This is a genomic window from Nostoc sp. DedSLP03, from assembly GCF_034530815.1.
Taxonomy (GTDB): Bacteria; Cyanobacteriota; Cyanobacteriia; order Cyanobacteriales; family Nostocaceae; genus Nostoc.
On the sequence record NZ_JAVRCK010000015.1, the window covers coordinates 97,744 to 119,916 of the forward strand.

Below are 22,173 nucleotides of genomic sequence, written 5' to 3' on the forward strand. Positions count from 1 at the left end.
TCAAGGTTCCTGCCCATACTATCTTGTACGAAACTAGAAGTACGCGATCGCACCTAGACCACAGTTTTAGTTTAGCGATTCAAAAAGGATTGGTAGTACCAGAACTGTTAATAAAACTAGATATACTCAAATTTCAATCAATCTATCGTTATTTAAGTGAAAATGCAGTTGTTTTGTCACTAGACTTAGTATAAATTGCTATAAACAAAAGCTGTGACTAAAAAACAGCTAACTTTATTCAAGGCGTGCTTATATAACAACTAAAAATATTGCGATTTTCTCTCATTAAATAAAAAGTTTAATTACCGATTTCATTTGGAAATGAAAGCGAATGCAGAGTCATTCACTTTCTATTTTGTTATGCACGTTAACTATTACTAAGCTAAAGCTAATAAATTATATTTAAGGAATAATTATGATAAAGCTGCCAGAAAATCATCGCTCTAAAAGTATAAATAAGTCTACTATCAAATTAATAGATGGAAGCACAAATATTGTTTTTATAGATCCAAAAGTTATAGATTACCAAAGCTTAATGGCTGGTATCACACTCGGCAGTGAAGTTGTTATTCTTGATGCCAATAGAGACGGTTTAGCACAAATTACCGAGTTTCTAGCAAAACGTGAATCCAATTCAGTTCAATCAATTCACATTGTTTCCCACGGAAGTGTGGGGAGTTTGCAGCTAGGGTCAATCAACTTCAGCCTTAGCAATCTGGATAGCTACAAAAATCAGTTACAAAAGTGGGCAAGTGCTTTAACTGATAAAGCTGACATCCTACTTTATGGCTGTGATGTAGCCAGTGGCGAAGGCACAAAATTTGTACAGCAGATTAGCCAAATTACTGGAGCAGATGTTGCCGCTTCTACTGACAAAACCGGAAGTACAGCTTTAGGTGGCGATTGGGATTTAGAGGTGAAAACAGGAAAAATTGAGGCTTCCCTGGCATTTCAACCTGAAGTAATACAGGCTTACCAATCGATTTTGCCAGCTAGTTTTACTGGCACATACTCTCAAAACTTCAACACTTTAGCGGCTTCAGGAACTCTACCTTGGGCTAATGATTCAACCATTTCAGGCTGGTATTCCACAAGAACAAGTTACAGCGCTGGTAATGGCAGTAATAACACAGGTGCAATGTACAGTTTTGGTACGACCACAGACCGAGCACTTGGTTCTGTAGCTTCTGGTACTACAGGAACTATTTATTATGGTTTGCGCCTCCAAAACAATACAGGTTCACCAATTACTAAGTTGCAAGTAGGTTATACGGGTGAGCAATGGCGTAATGGTAGTAATACATCGCAGCAACAGCTGAAATTCAGTTATCAAACTGGGTCAACTGTCACAAGTTTAACAACAGGAACATGGACGCCTGTCACATCGTTAGATTTCACCGGGCCAATTGCAACTGCAACCGCAGGTGCCTTAGTTGGTAATCAAATTGCCAATCGGACTGTCATAACGCCTGTAATAATTACCCTAGCTACCCCCATAGCTAACGGTGAAGAGATTATATTGCGTTGGGAAGACATAGATGATACAGGCAACGATCATGGTTTAGCCATTGACGATGTATCTGTCAAAGTAGATGGCACCACCTATATAGTAACTAACACCAATGACAGCGGTGCCGGCTCCTTAAGGCAAGCTATTATCAATGCCAATAACGATCCAGGGATTGAGACAATCCTCTTTGATACGACTGGAATATTCGGTGACGCTACCCCTGACATTATTACCCTCACTTCTGGGGAATTGAATGTTACTGGAGGAGTGATAATTCAAGGAACTGGAGCTAATAAACTTACCATCAGTGGTAACAATACTTCTCGTATTTTTAATGCCACTGCCTCTCTCTCAATTGATGGGGTAAACATAACTGGGGGAAATGGAGCAAATGGTGGCGGTATCTACAGCACCAGTAGTGTCATAGTCAGTAATAGTAATTTTTCTGGCAACACTGCCAGCACTAGCGGCGGCGGCATTTACAGCACCAGTAGTGTCACAGTCAGCAACAGTACATTTTCTGGCAACACCGCAAACACTAACGGCGGCGGCATTTACAGCAATAGTGCCACACTCACCGATAGCAGTATTTTTGGTAACATAGCAAACCTTGGGGGAGGCATATACAGCAGCAATGCCACAGTTAGCAATAGTACTCTTTCTGGCAATACTGCTAACAGCAATGGTGGCGGCATTTTCAGTAGCACTAGTCTAACCATAAGCAATAGCACTATTTCTAGTAATACAGCTAAAACCTATGGTGGCGGCATCTACACCAGCAATGCCACAGTCAGCAATAGCACTATTTTTGGAAATACTGCCGATAGTGATAACAATGGCCAAGGTGATGGTGGCGGCATTTATAAATTTAGCGGTACGGTAAGCATCAGCAATAGCATCATTGCTGGCAATATTGATCCAGGTAATCAAGGATCTGATGTCTATGGTAGCAACTTCAATGGTAATGCTTACAACCTGATTGGCAATCTTACTGGTAAATCATCCGGGACTCTCGGTACGGGTACAGATATTATTAACTCCAATCCCGGACTCAAACCGCTAGGAGATTACGGTGGTTCTACACAAACTCATGCTTTATACTTTAGCAGTCCTGCCAGGAATGCTGGCGATCCCGCTTACAATGGTGGCTTAACTACGGATCAGCGTGGCACGGATTTTAACCGTATTGAAAGCGGGAGAATTGACATTGGAGCATTTGAATATGTACTTCCAAAAGTCAACTTTGGTGCTGCTACGTACAATACAACAGAAGATAGTACCGCCACTACAGTAACTATTTCTGTTACCTTAGATGCCTCTCCTGAAACCGCTGTCACAGTTCCTATTGTCGTCAAAAACAATAGTACGGCTACTAATGGCAACGATTACACTTTTTCCCCTGCTACCATCTCCTTTACTGCTGGGGCAACAGGCGCAAATTTAACACAGCTAATCACTTTTACTATAAATCCAGACGATTTACCTGAGAATGCAGAAACAGTTGTACTCAACTTCGGCACGCTAACTGGAGCTGATTTAGGGACAATAACTGAAACTACTCTAACTATTGCTGCTAATGATGCGATTCAATATGCAATTTCTACTCCCACCTCAACTTTAACTGAAGGTAATAGCGGTACTCAAGCTGTTACTTTCACAGTTACTCGCAGTGGTGGTATTGGCGTGGCTAGTACTGTAAATTATGCTTTTAACGGTGCGGCAACTTTTGGCAGTGACTATAACAATATTCAAGTGACGGGTGGAGGAACTGCTACATCTGGAACTTTAAGCTTCGCTGTTGGGGAAACCACAAAGACAATTACAGCCGATGTTTTGGGTGACAACATATTTGAACTCAATGAAGACATTACTGTTATCCTGAGTAACCCCAATATCATAACTGGAGCGCCAAATTCCACAATTACTAACAGTTCGGCTACAGTAAACATCATCAACGATGACAGCCAACCAACTATCAGCATCTCAGATATCTCAGTTACTGAAGGCAACACAGGTACAACAACTAATGCTAACTTTACGATCAGTCTTTCTAATCCTAGTTATCAGCAGATTACTGTAAATTACAACACGAGTGATGGCACTGCTAATGCTGCTGACTCTGATTACAACTCTGTTTCTGGAACTATTACTTTCAATCCTGGCGAAACCAGTAAAACTCTTAGCATTGGTGTTGTAGGCGATAACAAATTTGAAACTGACGAGATATTTTCCGTCAATCTTTTGGGTGCGACAAATGCCACGATCGCAGATAATTTAGCAGTTGCTACCATCATCAATGATGATAACCAACCAACTATCAGCATCTCGGATGTTTCAGTTTCTGAAGGCAATACAGGCACAACAACTAATGCCAACTTTATTGTCACTCTCTCCAATCCTAGTTATCAGCAGGTTACTGTAAATTACAACACGAGTGATGGCACTGCTCAAGTTGCTGACTCTGATTACAACTCTGCTTCTGGAACTATTACTTTCAATCCTGGCGAAACTAGCAAAGTTATTAGCATTGGTGTCATTGGTGATAACAAAACTGAAACCAACGAGACATTTTCTGTTAATCTTTTAGGTGCAACAAATGCCGCAATTACTGATAGTTTAGGATTGGCTAATATCATTGATGATGACAACCAACCGACTATCAGTATCTCGGATGTCTCAGTTTCTGAAGGCAATACAGGCACAACAACTAATGCTAACTTTACGATCAGTCTCTCTAATCCTAGTTATCAGCAGATTACTGTAAATTACAACACGAGTGATGGCACTGCTCAAATTGGTGATTCTGATTACAACTCTGTTTCTGGAACTATTACTTTCAATCCTGGCGAAACGAGCAAAGTTATTAGTATTGGCGTCGTCGGCGATAACCAAACTGAAACTGATGAGACATTCTCTGTCAATCTTTCGGCTGCAACAAATGCCGCGATCGCAGATGGCTTAGGAGTTGGTACTATTCTCAACGATGATAGTCAACCAACTATCAGCATCTCGGATATCTCTGTTACTGAAGACAACACAGGTGCAACAACTAACGCTAACTTCACTATCAGTCTTTCTAACCCTAGTTCTCAACAGATTACTGTAAATTACAATACCAGTGATGGCACTGCTAATGCTGCTGACTCTGATTACAATTCGGCTTTCGGGACGATTACTTTCAATCCTGGCGAAACCAGTAAAACTTTTAGCATTGGTGTTGTAGGCGATAACAAATTTGAAACTGACGAGACATTTTCTGTCAATCTTTTGGGTGCAACAAATGCCGCGATCGCAGATAATTTAGGTGTTGCTACCATCATCAATGATGACAGCCAACCAACTATCAGCATCTCGGATGTTTCAGTCTCTGAAGGCAATACAGGCACAACAACTAATGCCAACTTTGTTGTCACTCTCTCCAATGCCAGTTATCAACAGGTTACTGTAAATTACAACACGAGTGATGGCACTGCGAAAACTTCTGACTCTGATTACAACTCTGATTCAGGAACAATTATTTTCGCTCCTGGTGAAACTAGCAAAACTCTTAATATTGGCGTCATAGGCGATAACCAAAGTGAAGCCAACGAGACATTTTCTGTTAATCTTTCAGGTGCGACAAATGGCACGATCGCAGATAGTTTAGGAGTGGCTACCATCATTGATGATGACAATCCAACAACTGTTAGTATCTCTGATGTCTCAATTGCTGAAGGTAACACAGGCACAACAACTAATGCTAACTTTATCGTCACTCTCTCCGCAGCGAGTTTACAGCAGGTTACTGTAAATTACAACACTAGTGATGACACTGCTAAAGTTTCTGACTCTGATTACAACCCTGCTTCCGGGACAATCGTTTTCAATCCTGGCGAAACCACCAAAACTTTTGCTATTGGTGTCATAGGTGATAACAAAGCTGAAACTAACGAGACATTTTCCGTTAATCTTTTCGGTGCTACAAACACCACGATTACTGATAGCTTGGGAGTGGCTACTATCATAAATGATGACCAACCTCCAGCCATTAGCATTGCAGATGTATTAGTCAAAGAAGGCACAACAGGGATGACAACTAATGCTAATTTTGTCGTCACTCTCTCGAACGAATTCTATCAACCGATAGTCGTAAATTACAGTACGAGTGATGGTACCGCTAAAGAATCTGACTCGGATTATAATTTTGGTTTAGGGACAATTGTTTTCAACCCTGGCGAAACTAGCAAAGTTATTAGTATTGGCGTCAGAGGTGATAATAAAGTTGAACCCAACGAAACATTTTTTGTCAATATCTATGGTGCGGCAAATGCCACATTTAATAATTACCAAGGAGTTGGCACAATCAAGAATGATGACTAATCGTTATTGAGCAGAACATTAGCGATCGCTGCAATTATCCCAGCCTAGAGTAGCCGTTGGTAAAATACTTGTGCTATAAATTACAGTTTTTTTGATTTATCCAACCAAATTTTTATAATTTAAAGTATTAAATATAACTAGTTATTTACGTAGCTAAAGTTCGACTAGCATTTTAAAATACAGGATTAAGCCATTATCAAAAAAATTTATCCGAAAATCAAATATTCAGTATAATTACGTATGCGGATCGAAGTCTTCTCAATGAATAGTAGAATTAGCCCATACAGGAGAAGACTGTGACGCTCTTAAATGAAGCTCAAGTAGAGCAACTAAAGGAAATAACCACACGCTTGCGACAAGTAAGACAAGAAAAATCTATCCGCATAGAAGAAATAGCCTCTCAGACAATGCTTCGAGTAGGTATTTTGCAAGCGTTAGAAGAAGATCGATTTGAAGAATTACCTGAGCCGATTTTTCTGCAAGGATTCATTCGTCGTTATGGAGATGCTTTAGGGCTGGATGGAAATGCTTTATCGTACAGCCTTATAACCAATGTTGTCTCTAAAGACTCTAAAAATGCTCGCCACTCAGACAATAAACAAAATACATACATACCTCTTGTTCTGACCTATATTTTATTATTGGTTAGTGCATCTGCTGGTCTTCTTCATATACTTAATCCACAACTGACAGCTGAATCTCTGACTCCAGAAAATAATAATCAACAGTCAATAGTCAGTAATCAGACTAACAAATGACCAAGAAGGCAAAGCAAGTGGGGAGACGCGATTAATCGCGTCTGTACCGAGTAAAGGAAAAGAATTAATAACCAATGACAAATGACCAATGACAATTTTCAAGATATTTGGGGTTTACGCAGATGCCAAGTAGTAGATTGTTCATAAGCGTAAGCTACCTGAAACAGTTGGTCTTCTCGCAGCACATTGCCAATTAGCTGTAATCCTATCGGTAGCCCCTGTTCGTCAAAACCACATGGCAAACTCAAACTGGGTAAACCAGCAAGATTTACAGGAATAGTCATCAAGTCATTTAAATACATACTCAAGGGGTCAGTAGTTTTTTCCCCTGCTTTGAATGCTGTAGTGGGAGATGTGGGACAAACTAACACATCAACCGCACCAAAAGCCTTTTCAAAGTCTTGCTTAATCAAAGTACGAACTTTTTGCGCTTTCAGATAGTAAGCGTCATAATAGCCAGCCGAAAGAGCGTAAGTACCAATCATAATCCGGCGTTTGACTTCTGTACCAAAACCAGCGGCACGGGTACGAGTGTACATTGATAACAGATTATCTGCATCAGGAGCGCGATACCCATATTTAACGCCATCGTAACGAGCCAGGTTTGCTGATGCTTCTGATGGGGCGATGATGTAGTAGGTGGGTAAGCCATAGCGAAAGCGGGGACAGGAAATTATATGAATTTCGGCTCCCAAACTTTGTAGTTGATCTACTGCTTTGGTAACAGCTTGTTCCACTACCGAGTCTAAACCTTCACCAAAAGTTTCTTTAATGATACCAATTCTTAGCTGACCTCTGGGTTTGAAGTTTGGTTTTAAGCTAGCAGCATAATTGGGAATGGGAACTTTCAGGCTGGTAGAGTCTTTGGGATCGTAACCTGCGATCGCACCTAATAATATTGCCGCATCTTCTACCGTATTTCCAAATGGCCCAATTTGATCCAAAGAGGAAGCGTAAGCTACCAAGCCATAACGGGAAACCAAACCATAAGTTGGTTTCATCCCTACCACACCGCAGAAAGATGCAGGTTGGCGAATTGAACCGCCAGTATCAGAACCGAGAGCAACTACACATTCTTGAGCCGCCACCGCCGCCGCCGAACCCCCAGAAGAACCACCTGGAACTCGTGACAAATCCCAAGGATTAGCCGTGACTTGATAAGCAGAGTTTTCAGTGGAACTACCCATTGCAAACTCATCCAAATTGGTTTTACCTACCATTACCGCCCCAGCATCTGCCAATTTTTGCGTCGCTGTTGATTCATAAGGCGGCACGAAATTTTCTAAAATCCGAGAGGCGCAGGTGGTAGGAATCCCCTTGGTACACATATTGTCCTTGATACCCACAGGAATGCCCGCCAGCAGCCCAATTTCTTCTCCTGCGGCAATTTTGGCATCCACAGCACCCGCCTGCTCTAATGCTCGATTTGCCGTCACACATAAAAAGCTGTGCAATTTCGGCTCTAACGCTTGAATGCGCTCTAAAGCTTCTTGGGTAATTTCAACGGCAGAACGTTCTTTTTTAACCAGCTGTTGGTGCAACTCGCGGATGGATGCCATGATTGCTCTCTTTGTGACTCAAGTCATTGATTCTAGTACATATTGGTCAAAATTGGGTATTGGTTATTGGGCATTAGACTTCTTGCAGAAGCTGGGTAAAGGGTAAAGAGGAAAGGGATAAAATTAACATTCCCCTTTAACCTTTCTCCCTTTCCCTACACGAGTGCAAAAGGTACAAATGCCAAGAGACTCCATGAGTGGAACTCACAAGGAACAATAAAAATATCTCTTCCCCAGTTCCCAGGCCCCAGTCCCTAGTCCCTAGTCCCTATTTTTAAGGCAGGTCTATTGCTTATTCTCCTCTGCTTGCCATTGGTCATTCATCTGACTAAGCGGATTAATATGTATTGAAATGTGTTTAATATGTTTTTAAAAACAGCAAATACATGGCTATCAACCATCTATTGAATAGTTTGCTAAAGTTTTCATCTATAATTGACTACTTTTGTGTAAGAGTATAGCAGTGTTTTCTAATGATATAATTTTGTATTACACCTTATTCATACTACAAATTTCATAATTTTATCAATTACACAAAATTTTTCGAGGTAAGGTAGGATGATAAAAATAGCCACACGTAAATATTTAGGCAAACAAAATGTTTATGACATTGGGGTGGAGCGTGACCATAATTTTACCATAAGAAATGGCTTAATAGCTGCTAATTGTTTCAATAAATCCCATTCGACAGCCTATGGTTATGTAACATATCAAACAGCATATTTAAAAGCTAATTACCCATTGGAATATATGGCGGCGCTGTTAACAGCTAACAGTGGTGATACCGATAAGGTACAGAGATACATTACTAACTGTACAAATATGGGGATATCCATAGATCCACCAGATATTAATCGTTCTGGTGTTGATTTTACGCCAACGGCAGGAAAGATTCTATTTGGATTTTCGGCAGTGCGTAACGTGGGACAAAATGCGATCGCTTCTATTTTGTCAGCGAGAAATGAGACAGGAGAGTTTAAATCACTCGCTGATTTTTGCGATCGCGTGGATTTGCGTGCTGTTAATCGCCGAACCCTGGAGTCGCTGATTTACTGTGGAGCCTTTGACAAAATTGAATCCAACCGCCAACAGTTAATTAACGACTCAGAATTAGTGTATGATTGGGCACAATCTCGTGCGAAAGATAGAGCTAGTGGTCAAGGGAATCTATTTGATTTATTGGGCGACGGCTTTTCTTCGACTCAGAATAAAAGAGCAAATAATGCCTTTGAAACTGCTCCAAAATCTAAACCTGTGACAGATTTACCCCCACAGAAAAAGTTACAGATGGAGAAAGAATTATTAGGCTTTTATGTATCAGATCATCCACTGAAATCCTTACGGCAAATAGCACCGCTTTTGACACCAATTAACCTTTCGCAACTGGGAGAACAAAGGGAAGATACACGGCTTTGTGCAGTTGTGATGTTAAATAATGTCAAAAAAGTGGTGACTAAAAAAGGCGATCAAATGGCGATCTTGCAAGTAGAAGACCTAACTACACAATCAGAAGCTGTAGTTTTTCCGAAAACTTATGAACGCATAAGTTCCCTACTCCAAGTTGATACTAGATTGATTATTTGGGGAAAAGTAGACCGACGTGACGAGCAAACTCAATTTATTCTTGAAGATGCAGAACCAGTGGAAACAGTACAAATGGTAATGGTGGAATTAAATCCCCAGCAAGCAGGTAATATGGAAGATTTACATCGCTTGAAAATAATTTTACAAGACCATTCAGTAGACAAAGAAAAGGCAAAAATGCCAGTGATTGGAATTATTCAAACTGAAACTTCTCGTAAACTTGTTCGCTTAGGTTGGCAATTTTCTGTACAAGATTCTCGAATAACTGTTCAAGCTTTGCAAAATGCCAGTTTTCCTGCTCATATAAAATCGCTGACTGGTAGCTGAGGCCAGGTGTGAAAAATCCACCAATACTGAAAAGCAACTTAAAAATTCCTTTGATTGAACTGTCAACAGTAAATTGCCTTAAGTATCTAGGATTTTAATCGTTTTTTTAGTTACTTATGCGGATGATAATTTCCTTGAGAGAGTGGTATCTTTTGATGCTAATACCCTTAAGGCTGCGACTGGGGGAAGGAGTTAGAACTTGATGATCGTCAACGAGCTACATAGATTTGTTTCATACTGTAAAAAAATTCAACCCCAAACTCACGAGGACATTCAAAAATTTTTTGAAGGAGTAATATTATTTCCTTATGATAAGGAACTTCTATTGCAAGCTTATTTATTTCTGAATATTAAAGAATTGTTTCCCTCGTGCGCTGAATTACTGTTATTTGAAAAATCTCCAATTTCAGATTATACAGATTTAGGAAAGTGTGATTTTGTCTTCCTAACCTTTAAGGGTAGTCTCTTTTTAATTGAAACTAAGTTTATTGATACAGAAGCAACTGGAGCAACAGAACGAAAAAGGAGAAATAAGCATAGAAACAAGGTATTTGAGCAAGTCATTACTTTAAAAGGTCGATTTAGCGAATATTGGAATATGAGGCTAGATCAATTAGAGTGCGGGGTTTTCACAACAGATGCAGAAGTTGCTTGGCGAGGAAATGGGGTGAATGTCACATCTAAATCAATATCTATAGATAAGCTCGAACAATGGCGAAGAAGTTATCACAGTAGTGAAAAAATTTTATCTCATCAAGATGGGTCAAAGTTTGAGAAGAAGGTTAATTTAAAAGGTTGAACTAAGACCCAAATATAGTTATTACAGTGAATGGTGTATGGGGCATAAAAGTAATTAACAATGCCACATACACCAACCCAGAGAAATTATCTGGGTTTTCCTTCCCATCAATCTTTACTGCCAAACATAGATAAGAACAAACAAAATAATCCAGATAACATCGACGAAGTGCCAAAACAATGAAGTTGCATTGACGCCGAAGTGACCTGTATCGTAGTTGCCAGGTAAGAAAGAACGTACCAAAATTATTAACTGCAACAGGATACCAGTGAAAACGTGCAAACCGTGGAAACCTGTAAGCAGATAGAAGGTTCCACCAAATACCCCGGAGGTGAAACCAAAGGCGAGGCCGTTCCATTCAATCGCCTGTCCAACCAAAAAGTAAGTTCCCATCGCCATTGTTGCCAAGAGGAATAGGCGAAATTTCACTAAGTCGTGGCGTTGAAGGGCGCGTTCTGCTAAGTAAATTACAAAGCTACTAGCAACAAGAATTACTGTGTTGATTGTCGGTTCTTTTACTTCTAGTCCAGAAACACCTGCTGGTAGCCAGTTAGGGGTTGTTGTTTTGTAGATGGCATATCCGGCGAAAAAACTCAAGAAAATGACGCTTTCTGAGAGGAGGAAGACGATGAAGCCAAACATTTTGTTGCCTTCTTCGTCGTGGCTGTGTTCTGAGCTTGTATGGGGCAATTCGTGGGAATTGATATAGCTGTCCATTTTAGTTTTTGAGAGGGGGAATTTGAAACGCAAAGGTACGCAAAGGGAAGCGCAGAGGTACGCGGAGGGTTTTTGCGTCTTCCCGATGGTTGGCGTTTATTCTGGGAGGTTGGCTGTTAAAGGTTCTGATTTGCCGTAGCCGTAGGGTTCGGAGATGATGATGGGAGTTTCTTCAAAGTTTTCTACTGGGGGGGGTGAAGAAACTAACCACTCTAGTCCGATCGCTCTCCAAGGGTTAGCGGGTGCTTTCTCGCCTTGCATCCAAGAAATCACCATGTTGAAGATGAAGGGCAAGGTGGACATTCCTAAGAGAAATCCGCCGAGGCTGGCGATGATGTTCCAGAATTGATACTCTGGTGCGTAGGAAGCAACTCGGCGTAACATTCCTTGCAATCCCAAGGGGTGCATGGGCAAAAAGTTGAGGTTGGTGCCGATGAAGGCTAACCAAAAGTGGATTTTACCCCAGCTTTCGGAGTACATCCGTCCAGTCATTTTGGGGAACCAGTGATAGATGGCTGCAAATAAGCCCATCGTCACGGTGCCGTAGAGGACGTAGTGGAAGTGTCCGACTACAAAGTAGGTATTATTAACGTGGACATCAACCGGCACGGAAGAAAGCATGATGCCTGTGATGCCGGCGAAGACAAACATGATTAATCCGCCCAAGGCAAACAGCATGGCGGTATTTAGCCGCAGTTTACCGCCCCAAATAGTTGCTACCCAAGCAAATACTTTAATTCCTGTGGGTACAGACACACACATTGTCGTCAGCATGAAAAGCAACCGCATCCAGCCTGATGTACCACTGACGTACATGTGGTGTACCCAAACAATGCCGCTTACTCCTGCAATCAAGATGGATGAAATAGCAACTACTTTGTAACCAAATAGAGGTTTACGTGAATAAACTGGGAAGATTTCTGAGAAAATCGCAAAGACAGGCAGAATGATCACGTAAACGGCGGGGTGGGAGTAGAACCAGAAGTAATGCTGGAACATCACTGGATTCCCACCCTTGCTAGGGTCAAAAAAGGCGGTGCCAACTGTGAGGTCAAGTAGCAACATCACCGCACCAGCTGTCAATGCAGGTAGTCCGAATAGTTGGATGATTTGGGCGCTAAATACTCCCCAGACAAACAAGGGCATCCGAAAGAAGCCCATTCCTGGGGCGCGCATCTTCACGATTGTAGTGACAAAGTTGACTGCCCCCATAATTGAGGATACGCCGGATATTGCCACTGCTAAGAGCCAGAGAACTTGACCATTAATCAAGTTACCTGTGGGATTCTGGAGACTGACTGGTGGGTAAGACCACCAACCGGCTTGGGCTGGGCCACCAGGGACAAAGAAGCTACCCATCATCAAAATCCCAACTACTGGCACCATCCAAAAGGCGACGGCATTCAGGCGGGGAAATGCCATATCTCGCGCCCCAATCATCAGGGGTACTAGATAGTTAGCAAAACCAACCAGTGAGGGAAATGTCCACAAAAACAGCATCACAGTGCCGTGCATGGTGAACATACCGTTGTAGACGGTGCGATCGACTAAATCTGATTCGGGTGTCATCAGTTCTCCCCGCATCACCATCGCAAAGATACCGCCGACGAGAAAGAAGAAGAAGGAGGTAACGAGATACTGTATACCAATTACCTTGTGGTCAGTACTAAAGCTGAAGTATTCTTTCCAGTTACTTGCAGATTCGTGGTTATGCTTCTCATCAGGGAGAAGGATACCTTCAATAGGAACATTAGTCATGGTTACTTTCCTTTCAACCAGGAGAATTGACTAAATAATTCGTAATTCGTAATTCGTAATTCGTAATAAAATCTGATTGCAAGTACGAATTACTCTCTTATCAATTACCAATTATGTTGACTAGAGGTGGTGCAGCAGGTGGAACTGTAACCCAACCTGTTTGGACTGATTGATTGGATGTTTGGGCATACTCAGAAGCTGCCTGATTATTTGCTAGGGATGGCTTTTGGGTTGCAGCTTGTGCTAGCCACTGCTGATAATCTTCAGGAGATTCGACGACTACATTCGCTTGCATCGTCGCAAAGTATGTACCGCTATATTGGGAATCGGTTAATCGGTATTGTCCGGGGCGGATGGGAGTAAATTCAAAGTCGATCGCGTGGTTAGGAATAATATCCTGCTTGAGGCGGAACGCAGGTATATAAAAGCCGTGCAAAACATCCTGTGATTTCAGCGCTAAACGTATCCGGCGATCGCTTGGTAAATGCAATTCGGTACTAGTAATATCTTTTTCAGGATAATGAAAAACCCACGCCCACTGTTTAGCTAGTACGTCGATTTTTTCTACAGGTTCTGCTAAAGCGTTAGCTGGTGCATCTTTTGGATCTGCATGAGCCGATTGCATTGCTAACGGATTATGTAGGTGAACTAATTCCGATGGGCCTTGAATTCCCATTTGTTCATAAATTTGGTAGCTGTAACCCGCAATCCAAAACACCAAAAGAATTGGGATTGCTGTCCAGACAACTTCTAAGGTGATATTGCCATGAATCGGGGGGCCATCAGTGAAGTCATCTTTGACTGCCCGATGGAAGATCACAGAATACATCAGAGTACTTGTTACTCCCAAGAAGATGAAGGCTCCGAGAGTTACTAAGAAGCTAATCAAATCATCAATGAGTAGGGATTCGGCTGCTGCTTGGGGAGGAAGCCAGGAGTAAGCCTGCTTGCCGATCCAGAGACTCGTAACAGTCACTGCGATCGCGCCTGTAAGCAGCGTCAAAATATTTAAAATCTTCTGGATTTTCATGGTCATTGGTCATTGGTCATTGGTCATTAGTCATTGGTCATTGGTCATTGGTCATTGGTCATTGGTTAGTAACTTTAAACAAATGACAAAGGACAATTGACAAATGACTATTTGAGTGTTGTGTTGAGGTCTTGGTGCGATCGCAGCAAATTATCTGCTGTATTGTGTACGCCAAACTCAGCAGCTAGTTGCGCTCCTAGTGTGCCGTGGATGTACATAACGAACATGATTGCTATGCCTGCAAACAGATAGATCCATTGCACTTCTCTATCTGTATGTTTATATTCTTGTCTGCCCCAAACGAAGCGCTGCCATGCTCTCCAGATGGTCATGCCAACAATCAGCGCTAATAAGAACACACCACCTACACCATGCCAAAGCATAGTTTCCATTGCCTGCAATCCCCAGGCACTCTTTATATCCGTCGGTGGTGTTGCCAACAGCATTTCGTAAAAGCCTGCTCCCACTGTGAAAAATGTGATGATGCTGGCAGCTAGCATGTTGTACCAGCCAACAGCAAATAAGTTGTCACGTTCGACAGTAATCGCCAAAAATTTGAAGACCCATTTTTCAAAGGGGAACAGAACACCAACAATATCAAAGGCGATCCCAATGATGAACAAACCTATTGTCAGATGGACTAAATTGGGATGAATGGGAATGGTGTAAGGTAATCCGTTTGCACCTAAAGAACCGTTCAGTTGGTCAATTAATTCTGAGTTCATCGCAACACACCATCCTTTACTGCTTCCACAACTGGCACGGTATGCAATCCATATACCCAAACAAGCTCATCTCCGAGATATACCTGCAAGCCAACTATTAAAGTTAAAACTAGCCCGGCTCCCAAATAATAAATCGGTACTTTTTTAGGATTGCGGGCACGAATTACATAGCGCCAAGCTGTAATCGCGGTGATAATTCCTGAAAGCGACCAACCAATTAGCGTATGCAAATTCAGCACCGATTTCGCTAGGCTGTAGGGTTGTGCTAATCCCGCTTCAAACTGACCAAAGATAATCGCGACGAAGATGGCGATCGTGGCAACTAACATATTCCACCAACTCACCTCAAAAAGACCGGATTTACCAGTAAAATAGCCGATTACATCGCAGAAGAAGGAAAACAACACCATCGCAATTACGAAGTGGACAACGATGGGATGAATCGTATCTGGATAGGGCAAATTGTGGTCGTTCAAAGATGTCAAATACTCAAGCATCGTCTTCTCCTGGACATATCTACCGCACTTTGGTCAATAAATTTTGGATTTTGGATTGGCGATCGCGCAGTCTTAGCGAGCGTCTTTTAGATTTATTCCGTCCCAGACGAGATATAAACTAGAAGACCCTAATCAAAAATCTAAAATCGCTAGTCAAGCTTCAATAATTGATGGACACTCACTAACATCACCACAAGTATCCATCCATAATTGACCGAATTCTGTTCAATATCTGCGCGGTGCAATACGCTTAATCATGTCTTAGCTTTTTGTAGCCAAATTTGGTTAAATTGCCTACATGGAATAATTTTTGTTTTGATTCATTTCCTTATGCCAATAGTCTGCAACAGCAATTCTTGATGTAGCTAAATAAAATCGCTGTCGTTTGTTGATTTGCTTAACCTATCCTTTAGCTTAAGTAAATTTTTATGAATTGTCAAAACAATAAATATTAAACTTTTAAAGGTTAGTTGTTTAACAAACAAAGATTTTCATAATGTATTTACTTTTGCATTTTTTTTAAATACAAAAAAGCCGAAAAATAATATTTGTCTGTAAGTTATTTCACAATAGTAAAATATTTGTTTGTGATGTAAATAACAAAAATATTTGAATCACTCAAAAAAACCTTTAAAAAGACAAAAGTAAGGAATCATGGTTAAGCCAGAACTCAGAAATATAGTTTATTGCAATAGGTTCGCTTTTTTGCTCTGAGATGATTTTCATAATTCTTTCATTTTTATCTTCCTTCTGCTAAAGTGAAACAAAAGTGAGAAGATTATGAAATTGCTATAATGAGATTTAATATCAATAACTTTCAGATGCAACTACCGCAGCACGGGCAAAAATTGGCTTTAGCGTCTGGGCTGCTATTGTGGCTATGTTTGAGTGGGTGTAGCCCGTCAATCTCTAATTCTCAACCACAGTTAAGTCCAAACCCAGGCACAACTAACACCAACCTAGATAAAAAAGGTAAAAAAGTAGTTCTTACCACCTTTACAGTCATTGCAGATATGGCGCAAAACGTGGCAGGAGACAAGGCGATTGTTGAATCTCTCACCAAACCAGGGGCGGAAATTCATGGTTATGAACCAACTCCTAGCGATTTGGTGAGGGCGCAAAAAGCAGACCTAATTTTGAATAATGGTCTGAATTTAGAGCGTTGGGCACAGAAATTGTATAACAGCGTTCCTAATGTACCTCACGTTACCCTAAGTGAGGGAATTAAGCCTGTTGAAATTGCGGAGGATGCCTACAAAGGGAAACCTAATCCCCATGCTTGGATGTCACCAGAAAATGCCTTGATTTACGTAGAGAATATTCGTAAGGCATTGGTTAATTTGGACTCAGCGAATGCAGAGACTTATAATACCAATGCCAAAGCATACAGCCAAAAAATTAAGGAAGTTGATGAGAAACTGCGAAAAAGCGTGTCGTTAGTTCCAGCAGAAAAGCGCTACATGGTAAGCTGTGAAGGCGCTTTCTCATACGTCACCCGCGATTATGGCTTGAAAGAAGCTTATCTCTGGGCAGTCAACTCTGAACAACAAGCTACTCCCAAACAGCTAGAGAAAGTCATTGATATAGTTAAAAAAAATAAAATACCTGTAGTTTTCTGTGAAAGTACAGTCAACGATGGAGCGCAACGTCAGGTAGCGAGAGAATCAGGAGCAAGGTTTGGTGGAGTATTTTATGTTGATTCCCTGTCTCCAGCAAACGGGCCAGCACCGACTTATCTCAAGTTGCTAGAAGGTAATATTAATACTCTAACTCAGGGATTAGAGGAAAAGTGAGCAAGTATGCAAGAATAAATTTAACTATTGAAAATAAGCTTGTAGTAACGAATTTAGTCCTATTTTATTTTCTGGAAAACGTTACGTCTTTGAAAAGAGGGCTGAAGCCGCTTACTACAAACTATTAATTAATTTTAGAGGTAATTTTTAATGAAATCCATTAGTATTGATGTCGAAAATTTGACAGTTGCTTATCACGGCAAAGTTGCTTTACATGGTGCTTCTTTGCAAATTCAAGCAGGTTCAATTAGTGGTTTAGTAGGGATGAATGGTAGTGGTAAATCAACCCTATTTAAGGCAATTATGGGTTTTTTGAAACCAGTTACGGGAAGGGTTTTGATTAATGGTTTACCGATAAAGACTGTACAGAAAAAAAACTTGGTTGCTTATGTACCACAATCAGAAGAAGTGGACTGGAATTTTCCAGTAAGTGTCCATGATGTGGTGATGATGGGGCGCTACGGATACATGAATATACTGCGAATTCCGTCGGCGAACGATCGAAGAGTGGTGAGGGAGAGTTTGGAAAGAATGCAAATGTGGTCGATGCGCGATCGCCAAATTGGAGAACTCTCTGGCGGACAGAAAAAACGTGCCTTTCTCGCCCGTGCTTTGGCACAACAGGGAACAGTTTTGCTATTAGATGAACCCTTCACTGGGGTAGATATCAAAACAGAAAAAGCGATGATTGACTTATTGCTGGAATTGCGAGAGGAAGGTCATACAATTTTGATTTCTACCCATGACTTAGCGTCTATCACTACTTTCTGCGACCAAGTAGTACTCATTAACCGTACTATTTTAGCTTATGGTGATACATCCGAAGTTTTCACAGAAGAGAATCTCTCACGGACTTTTGGCGGTTCTCTTGGAGATTTATCTCTGAACAAAAGTCAGCTAATCCGTGGAAATCAAGGTGAATCTGATTGAGTGAAAATTTTTAGTTGATATTGCTTGGATTAAAGTTATAAAAATATGAATACTCTTGCATTCTTAGACTGGTTCACTACACCCCTACAGCATGAATTCATGGTGAAGGCAATTTGTGTAAGTGCCTTAGTTGGGGTGGTTTGTTCTGTTTTATCTTGTTTTATGACCCTCAAAGGTTGGGCATTAATGGGAGATGCTGTTTCCCATGCAGTAATGCCTGGGGTTGTAATTGCTTACGTTTTAAATATCCCTTTTGCTGTGGGTGCTTTTGTTTTTGGAGTGGGTTCAGTTATTGCGATCGGTTATATCAAAGCGAAAACGAGAATTAAAGAAGATACTGTCATTGGACTTGTATTTACAGGATTTTTTGCTCTAGGTTTGGTATTAGTTTCCAAAACTCCCAGCAGCGTAGACTTGACGCACATTTTGTTTGGTAATGTCTTAGGTATTTCTAATGAAGATATTATCCAAACGGTGATTATTAGCGTAATTACTTTAGTAACAATAGCTGTTTTACGTAAAGACCTACTATTATTTTGTTTTGACCCCACTCATGCACGTTCCATCGGCTTAAATACAGGAGTACTGCACTATATTTTACTATCATTACTCTCGTTAACTGCTGTTGCCGGACTTCAGACAGTGGGGATTATTCTGGTTGTAGCGATGTTAGTTACTCCGGGAGCAACAGCTTATTTATTAACAGACCGTTTCGACCACATGATACTAATTGCAATGGCATCGGGCGTATTTTCTAGTGTCATGGGGACTTACATCAGCTATCATATCGATGGTGCAACGGGGGGTTGCATAGTTGTGTTGCAAACCTTGTTGTTTATCGTAGCAATGATTTTTGCACCTAAGCATGGGTTACTGGTAAGAGCAAAGAAGCAAGAAAACACTGACTGATTCAGTATGAAATACTCTTTGTTATTTACCTAATTCGCATTCTGTAGGTGTGAGGGCGAAATAAGTGTCGTTTAAAATTGTGGTAATTGGTACTTCTTTGGGCGGATTATCAGCACTGAAAATCGTCCTGGGTAATTTACCCGCAGACTTCCCTGTAGCGATCGCGATCGTACAACATCGTCATAAAGAATCTAGCAACACACTCCAGAATTTATTGCAAGAATCCACTTTGCTGAAAATTCGCGAAGTGGAAGACAAGGACGAAATACTACCGGGATATATCTACATAGCCCCAGCAGATTATCATTTACTGGTTGAACCAGGTCATTTTGCTCTTTCGACTGATGAGCCTGTTTCTTATGCTAGACCATCTATTGATGTGCTGTTTGAGTCGGCAGCTGATGTCTACACAGAAGAAGTTATTGGTGTAATATTGACAGGAGCAAACCAAGATGGTATGCAAGGTCTTAAGAAAATAAAAGCGCGGGGAGGAATTACTATTGTACAAGAACCTGCCACAGCTGAAAGCGATATTATGCCAGAGGCAGCAATTTCTGCTATTGAAGTAGACTGGATTTTGACACTCTCAAACATTGCTTCCCAGATGGTCAAGCTTTGTCAATCATCACCGAAATAAACCGATGCAGATGGAATCCAAAGTCAACATCCTCCTAGTAGATGATAAACTAGAAAATTTGCTGGCACTAGAAGCAATCCTAGAAAAACTAGGGGAGAATCTCGTGAGAGCTACTTCCGGGGAAGAAGCTTTGAGGTGTCTGCTGCATCAAGACTTTGCAGTGATTTTGCTGGATGTGCAAATGCCAGGGATGGACGGTTTTGAAACTGCTACCTTAATTCGCAATCGGGGGCGATCGCGTCACACTCCAATTATCTTTCTTACCGCCTTTAGCACCAGCGACCAAATGCTGTTTAAAGGTTATGCCTTGGGTGCTGTTGATTATCTGCTCAAACCACTAGACCCCAATATTTTGACTTCTAAAGTCACAGTATTTGTAGAACTATTTAAGAAAACAGAAGCCATCAAACAACAAACAGCGCAACTGGTAGCTGTGAATACCGAACTCAGGCAAAGTGAAGAACGATTTCGATCGCTAAGTACCTGCTCACCCGTTGGCATTTTTGAAACTGATACTGAAGGTGGCTGTAAATATACTAATCCCCGATATCAGATAATTTGTGGTCTGAAAGCCGCAGAGAGTTTAGAGAAAAGATGGCTGGAATCTGTTCATCCAGAAGATAGAGAACGAGCGATCGCTAGTTGGTCTGCTTACATTTGTGAAGGTCGGGAATACTCAGAAGAATTTCGCTTTCAAGCTGCTCACGGTAATATTCGTTGGGTTCAAGTTCGCTCATCACCGATGCTTTCCAGTCAAGGAGACTTGTTGGGTTATGTAGGCACTCTCGAAGATATTACCGAACGCAAGCAAGCAGAAGAAGTTCGCGCTCAAGTGATTCGCGAACAAACGGCAAGACACGAAGCAGAAGCCGCAAATCGGATGAAAGATGAGTTTCTAGCAGTTCTCTCCCACGAACTGCGCACACCTCTAACCTCAATGCTGGGCTGGTCAAAAATCCTCCGCACCAAAAAACTTGACGAAAAAGCCACTTCTCGCGCCTTGGAGGCGATTGAACGCAACGCCATATCTCAGATGCAACTAATTGAGGATATTTTGGATGTATCCCGGATTATCCGTGGTCAGTTGCGGTTAAACGTATCGGCAGTAAATCTGCTCACAGTGATGGAGGCAGCATTAGAGGCAGTGCGTCCCCTAGCAGAACCAAAAGAGATTCAATTAAATACTCTGCTGGATACTTCCATCGGGTCAGTTTATGGCGATCCAGCCCGTTTACAGCAAATTGTCTGGAACCTACTAACTAATGCAATAAAATTTACCCCTAAAGGTGGCAGGGTAGAGGTTAGGCTATCAAAGCATTTTGGATTTTCGATTTCAGACTTCGGTGTGGGCGCTACTTCCACAACCATCAGTACAAGCCAGTCGAACAATTTGAGATTTGAATCTGATAGTGAAAATTTAGACTCTGCAAATACTGATGAAAGCAATAATCTAAAATCCAAAATCGTTCGACTGAGCGAAGCCGAAGTCCAAAATCCAAAATCCCAGTACGCCCAAATTGAAGTTATCGATACGGGCGTTGGTATCAGTTCCGAGTTTTTACCCAAAGTATTTGAGCGTTTTCGGCAAGCAGACAGTACCACAACGCGATCGCACAATGGATTAGGGCTAGGATTAGCGATCGTCCGTCATCTAGTAGAACTACACAAAGGTGCAATCTTTGCCGAAAGTTTAGGTACTGGACAAGGAGCAACCTTTACTGTCAGACTACCACTTCTACAAGACAATAAGGGTAGTAAGGTGAGTAGAGAAGCTACGGGAGAAATTTCTTCCCCTGTGGCATCGACGCCCCTTGCTGGATTAAGAGTTTTAGTTGTAGATGATGAAGCAGATACCCGTAACTTTCTCAGTTTTATGTTTGAGGAGTATGGGGCTTTTGCCAGTGCGGTAGCATCAGTTGATGAAGCGCTAGTAGTACTTGAACAAGCAAAACCAGATATCCTGATTAGCGACATCGGTATGTCAGAGCAAGATGGTTATACACTGATTAGGAAACTGCGCTCTTTAGAACCAGAAAAAGGTGGATGCATCCCCGCGATCGCTTTAACAGCATACACGCGAGAGGAAGACCGCTTGAAAGCCCTTTCAGCAGGGTTTCAGCAGCATTTATCTAAGCCAATTGACCCCAATAAATTGATTTCTGCGGTTGCCAATATATTAGAACTGCCTATTGAAGTTCAAGTGAGTTGATTTGGAATTGGGGAGGGGAGGCAGGGGAGAAATCAATTCAAAATTCAAAATTCAAAATTCAAAATTCAAAAT

The 22,173-nt window shown here is 41.4% G+C and carries 17 protein-coding genes; 11 read left to right on the plus strand and 6 right to left on the minus strand.

The annotated features are described in order from the left end of the window. The first annotated feature begins 23 nt into the window (after positions 1–23). The 3 genes from RM368_RS10065 to RM368_RS10075 all read left to right on the plus strand — a co-directional run bounded on the left by RM368_RS10065 (position 24) and on the right by RM368_RS10075 (position 6,627). Entirely contained in the window at positions 24–194 is a 171-nt protein-coding gene (locus tag RM368_RS10065; RefSeq protein ID WP_322693936.1) for a hypothetical protein, read from the plus strand. A gap of 221 nt (positions 195–415) precedes the next feature. After that, on the plus strand, positions 416–5,869 hold the full coding sequence (locus tag RM368_RS10070) for a Calx-beta domain-containing protein (protein ID WP_322693937.1): 5,454 nt from the start codon (positions 416–418) through the stop codon (positions 5,867–5,869). 296 nt (positions 5,870–6,165) lie between these two features. Then, positions 6,166–6,627 carry a helix-turn-helix domain-containing protein gene (locus RM368_RS10075; RefSeq protein ID WP_322693938.1) on the plus strand — a complete coding sequence of 154 codons (462 nt, stop codon included), beginning with the start codon at positions 6,166–6,168 and terminating at the stop codon, positions 6,625–6,627. Positions 6,628–6,725: 98 nt separating this feature from the next. Here RM368_RS10075 and gatA read toward each other — a convergent pair whose 3' ends face one another. Then, entirely contained in the window at positions 6,726–8,186 is a 1,461-nt protein-coding gene (gene gatA / locus RM368_RS10080; protein ID WP_322693939.1) for an Asp-tRNA(Asn)/Glu-tRNA(Gln) amidotransferase subunit GatA, read from the minus strand. 558 nt (positions 8,187–8,744) lie between these two features. Here gatA and RM368_RS10085 point away from each other — a divergent pair. Further along, complete coding sequence (locus tag RM368_RS10085) at positions 8,745–10,097, plus strand: OB-fold nucleic acid binding domain-containing protein (protein WP_322693940.1); 1,353 nt, start codon at positions 8,745–8,747, stop codon at positions 10,095–10,097. 202 nt (positions 10,098–10,299) lie between these two features. Further along, complete coding sequence (locus RM368_RS10090) at positions 10,300–10,896, plus strand: hypothetical protein (protein ID WP_322693941.1); 597 nt, start codon at positions 10,300–10,302, stop codon at positions 10,894–10,896. A 114-nt stretch (positions 10,897–11,010) separates the two neighbouring features. Here the strand turns inward: RM368_RS10090 and RM368_RS10095 are convergent, their stop codons facing one another. The 5 genes from RM368_RS10095 to RM368_RS10115 form a co-directional block, all read right to left on the minus strand. Beyond that, positions 11,011–11,613: a heme-copper oxidase subunit III gene (locus RM368_RS10095; protein WP_322693942.1), complete on the minus strand. Its 603-nt coding sequence runs from the start codon at positions 11,611–11,613 to the stop codon at positions 11,011–11,013. Positions 11,614–11,709: 96 nt separating this feature from the next. Then, the gene (gene ctaD, locus RM368_RS10100) at positions 11,710–13,371 is read right to left on the minus strand and encodes a cytochrome c oxidase subunit I (protein ID WP_322693943.1); all 1,662 of its coding nucleotides are present in this window, start codon (positions 13,369–13,371) and stop codon (positions 11,710–11,712) included. A gap of 100 nt (positions 13,372–13,471) precedes the next feature. Then, on the minus strand, positions 13,472–14,401 hold the full coding sequence (locus tag RM368_RS10105) for a cytochrome c oxidase subunit II (protein ID WP_322693953.1): 930 nt from the start codon (positions 14,399–14,401) through the stop codon (positions 13,472–13,474). A 107-nt stretch (positions 14,402–14,508) separates the two neighbouring features. Next, positions 14,509–15,126, minus strand: coding sequence for a DUF2231 domain-containing protein (locus tag RM368_RS10110; RefSeq protein WP_322693944.1), 618 nt, complete (start codon positions 15,124–15,126; stop codon positions 14,509–14,511). Then, entirely contained in the window at positions 15,123–15,623 is a 501-nt protein-coding gene (locus RM368_RS10115) for a DUF2231 domain-containing protein (protein ID WP_322684619.1), read from the minus strand. Before RM368_RS10115 ends, RM368_RS10110 begins: the two co-directional genes overlap by 4 nt. On the opposite strand from RM368_RS10115, the gene RM368_RS10120 reads away from it, so the two are divergent. The 6 genes from RM368_RS10120 (at position 15,605) to RM368_RS10145 (ending at position 22,101) form a co-directional block, all read left to right on the plus strand. Beyond that, complete coding sequence (locus tag RM368_RS10120) at positions 15,605–15,745, plus strand: hypothetical protein (protein ID WP_322684630.1); 141 nt, start codon at positions 15,605–15,607, stop codon at positions 15,743–15,745. The two genes, RM368_RS10115 and RM368_RS10120, sit on opposite strands and share 19 nt — an antisense overlap. Before the next feature lie 672 nt (positions 15,746–16,417). After that, positions 16,418–17,416: a metal ABC transporter substrate-binding protein gene (locus RM368_RS10125; protein ID WP_322693945.1), complete on the plus strand. Its 999-nt coding sequence runs from the start codon at positions 16,418–16,420 to the stop codon at positions 17,414–17,416. 150 nt (positions 17,417–17,566) lie between these two features. After that, positions 17,567–18,346: a metal ABC transporter ATP-binding protein gene (locus RM368_RS10130; RefSeq protein WP_322693946.1), complete on the plus strand. Its 780-nt coding sequence runs from the start codon at positions 17,567–17,569 to the stop codon at positions 18,344–18,346. Positions 18,347–18,391: 45 nt separating this feature from the next. After that, positions 18,392–19,255 (plus strand): metal ABC transporter permease, encoded by an 864-nt coding sequence (locus RM368_RS10135; RefSeq protein ID WP_322693947.1) that lies wholly within the window; start codon positions 18,392–18,394, stop codon positions 19,253–19,255. Between the two features lie 64 nt (positions 19,256–19,319). Next, entirely contained in the window at positions 19,320–19,892 is a 573-nt protein-coding gene (locus tag RM368_RS10140) for a chemotaxis protein CheB (protein WP_322681953.1), read from the plus strand. Between the two features lie 4 nt (positions 19,893–19,896). Beyond that, a complete protein-coding gene (locus RM368_RS10145; protein WP_322693948.1) occupies positions 19,897–22,101 on the plus strand; it encodes a response regulator in 2,205 nt (734 codons plus the stop codon). Positions 22,102–22,173 lie beyond the last annotated feature (72 nt).

Bases quoted from the DNA above. Each gene is read 5' to 3' on its own strand.
- RM368_RS10070 (WP_322693937.1), top strand. From the start codon at position 416: ATGATAAAGCTGCCAGAAAATCATCGCTCTAAAAGTATAAATAAGTCT.
- RM368_RS10110 (WP_322693944.1), bottom strand. From the start codon at position 15,126: ATGAACTCAGAATTAATTGACCAACTGAACGGTTCTTTAGGTGCAAAC.
- ctaD (WP_322693943.1), bottom strand. From the start codon at position 13,371: ATGACTAATGTTCCTATTGAAGGTATCCTTCTCCCTGATGAGAAGCAT.
- RM368_RS10130 (WP_322693946.1), top strand. From the start codon at position 17,567: ATGAAATCCATTAGTATTGATGTCGAAAATTTGACAGTTGCTTATCAC.
- RM368_RS10105 (WP_322693953.1), bottom strand. From the start codon at position 14,401: ATGAAAATCCAGAAGATTTTAAATATTTTGACGCTGCTTACAGGCGCG.
- RM368_RS10115 (WP_322684619.1), bottom strand. From the start codon at position 15,623: ATGCTTGAGTATTTGACATCTTTGAACGACCACAATTTGCCCTATCCA.
- RM368_RS10125 (WP_322693945.1), top strand. From the start codon at position 16,418: ATGAGATTTAATATCAATAACTTTCAGATGCAACTACCGCAGCACGGG.
- gatA (WP_322693939.1), bottom strand. From the start codon at position 8,186: ATGGCATCCATCCGCGAGTTGCACCAACAGCTGGTTAAAAAAGAACGT.
- RM368_RS10090 (WP_322693941.1), top strand. From the start codon at position 10,300: ATGATCGTCAACGAGCTACATAGATTTGTTTCATACTGTAAAAAAATT.
- RM368_RS10145 (WP_322693948.1), top strand. From the start codon at position 19,897: ATGCAGATGGAATCCAAAGTCAACATCCTCCTAGTAGATGATAAACTA.
- RM368_RS10120 (WP_322684630.1), top strand. From the start codon at position 15,605: ATGTCAAATACTCAAGCATCGTCTTCTCCTGGACATATCTACCGCACT.
- RM368_RS10085 (WP_322693940.1), top strand. From the start codon at position 8,745: ATGATAAAAATAGCCACACGTAAATATTTAGGCAAACAAAATGTTTAT.
- RM368_RS10095 (WP_322693942.1), bottom strand. From the start codon at position 11,613: ATGGACAGCTATATCAATTCCCACGAATTGCCCCATACAAGCTCAGAA.
- RM368_RS10135 (WP_322693947.1), top strand. From the start codon at position 18,392: ATGAATACTCTTGCATTCTTAGACTGGTTCACTACACCCCTACAGCAT.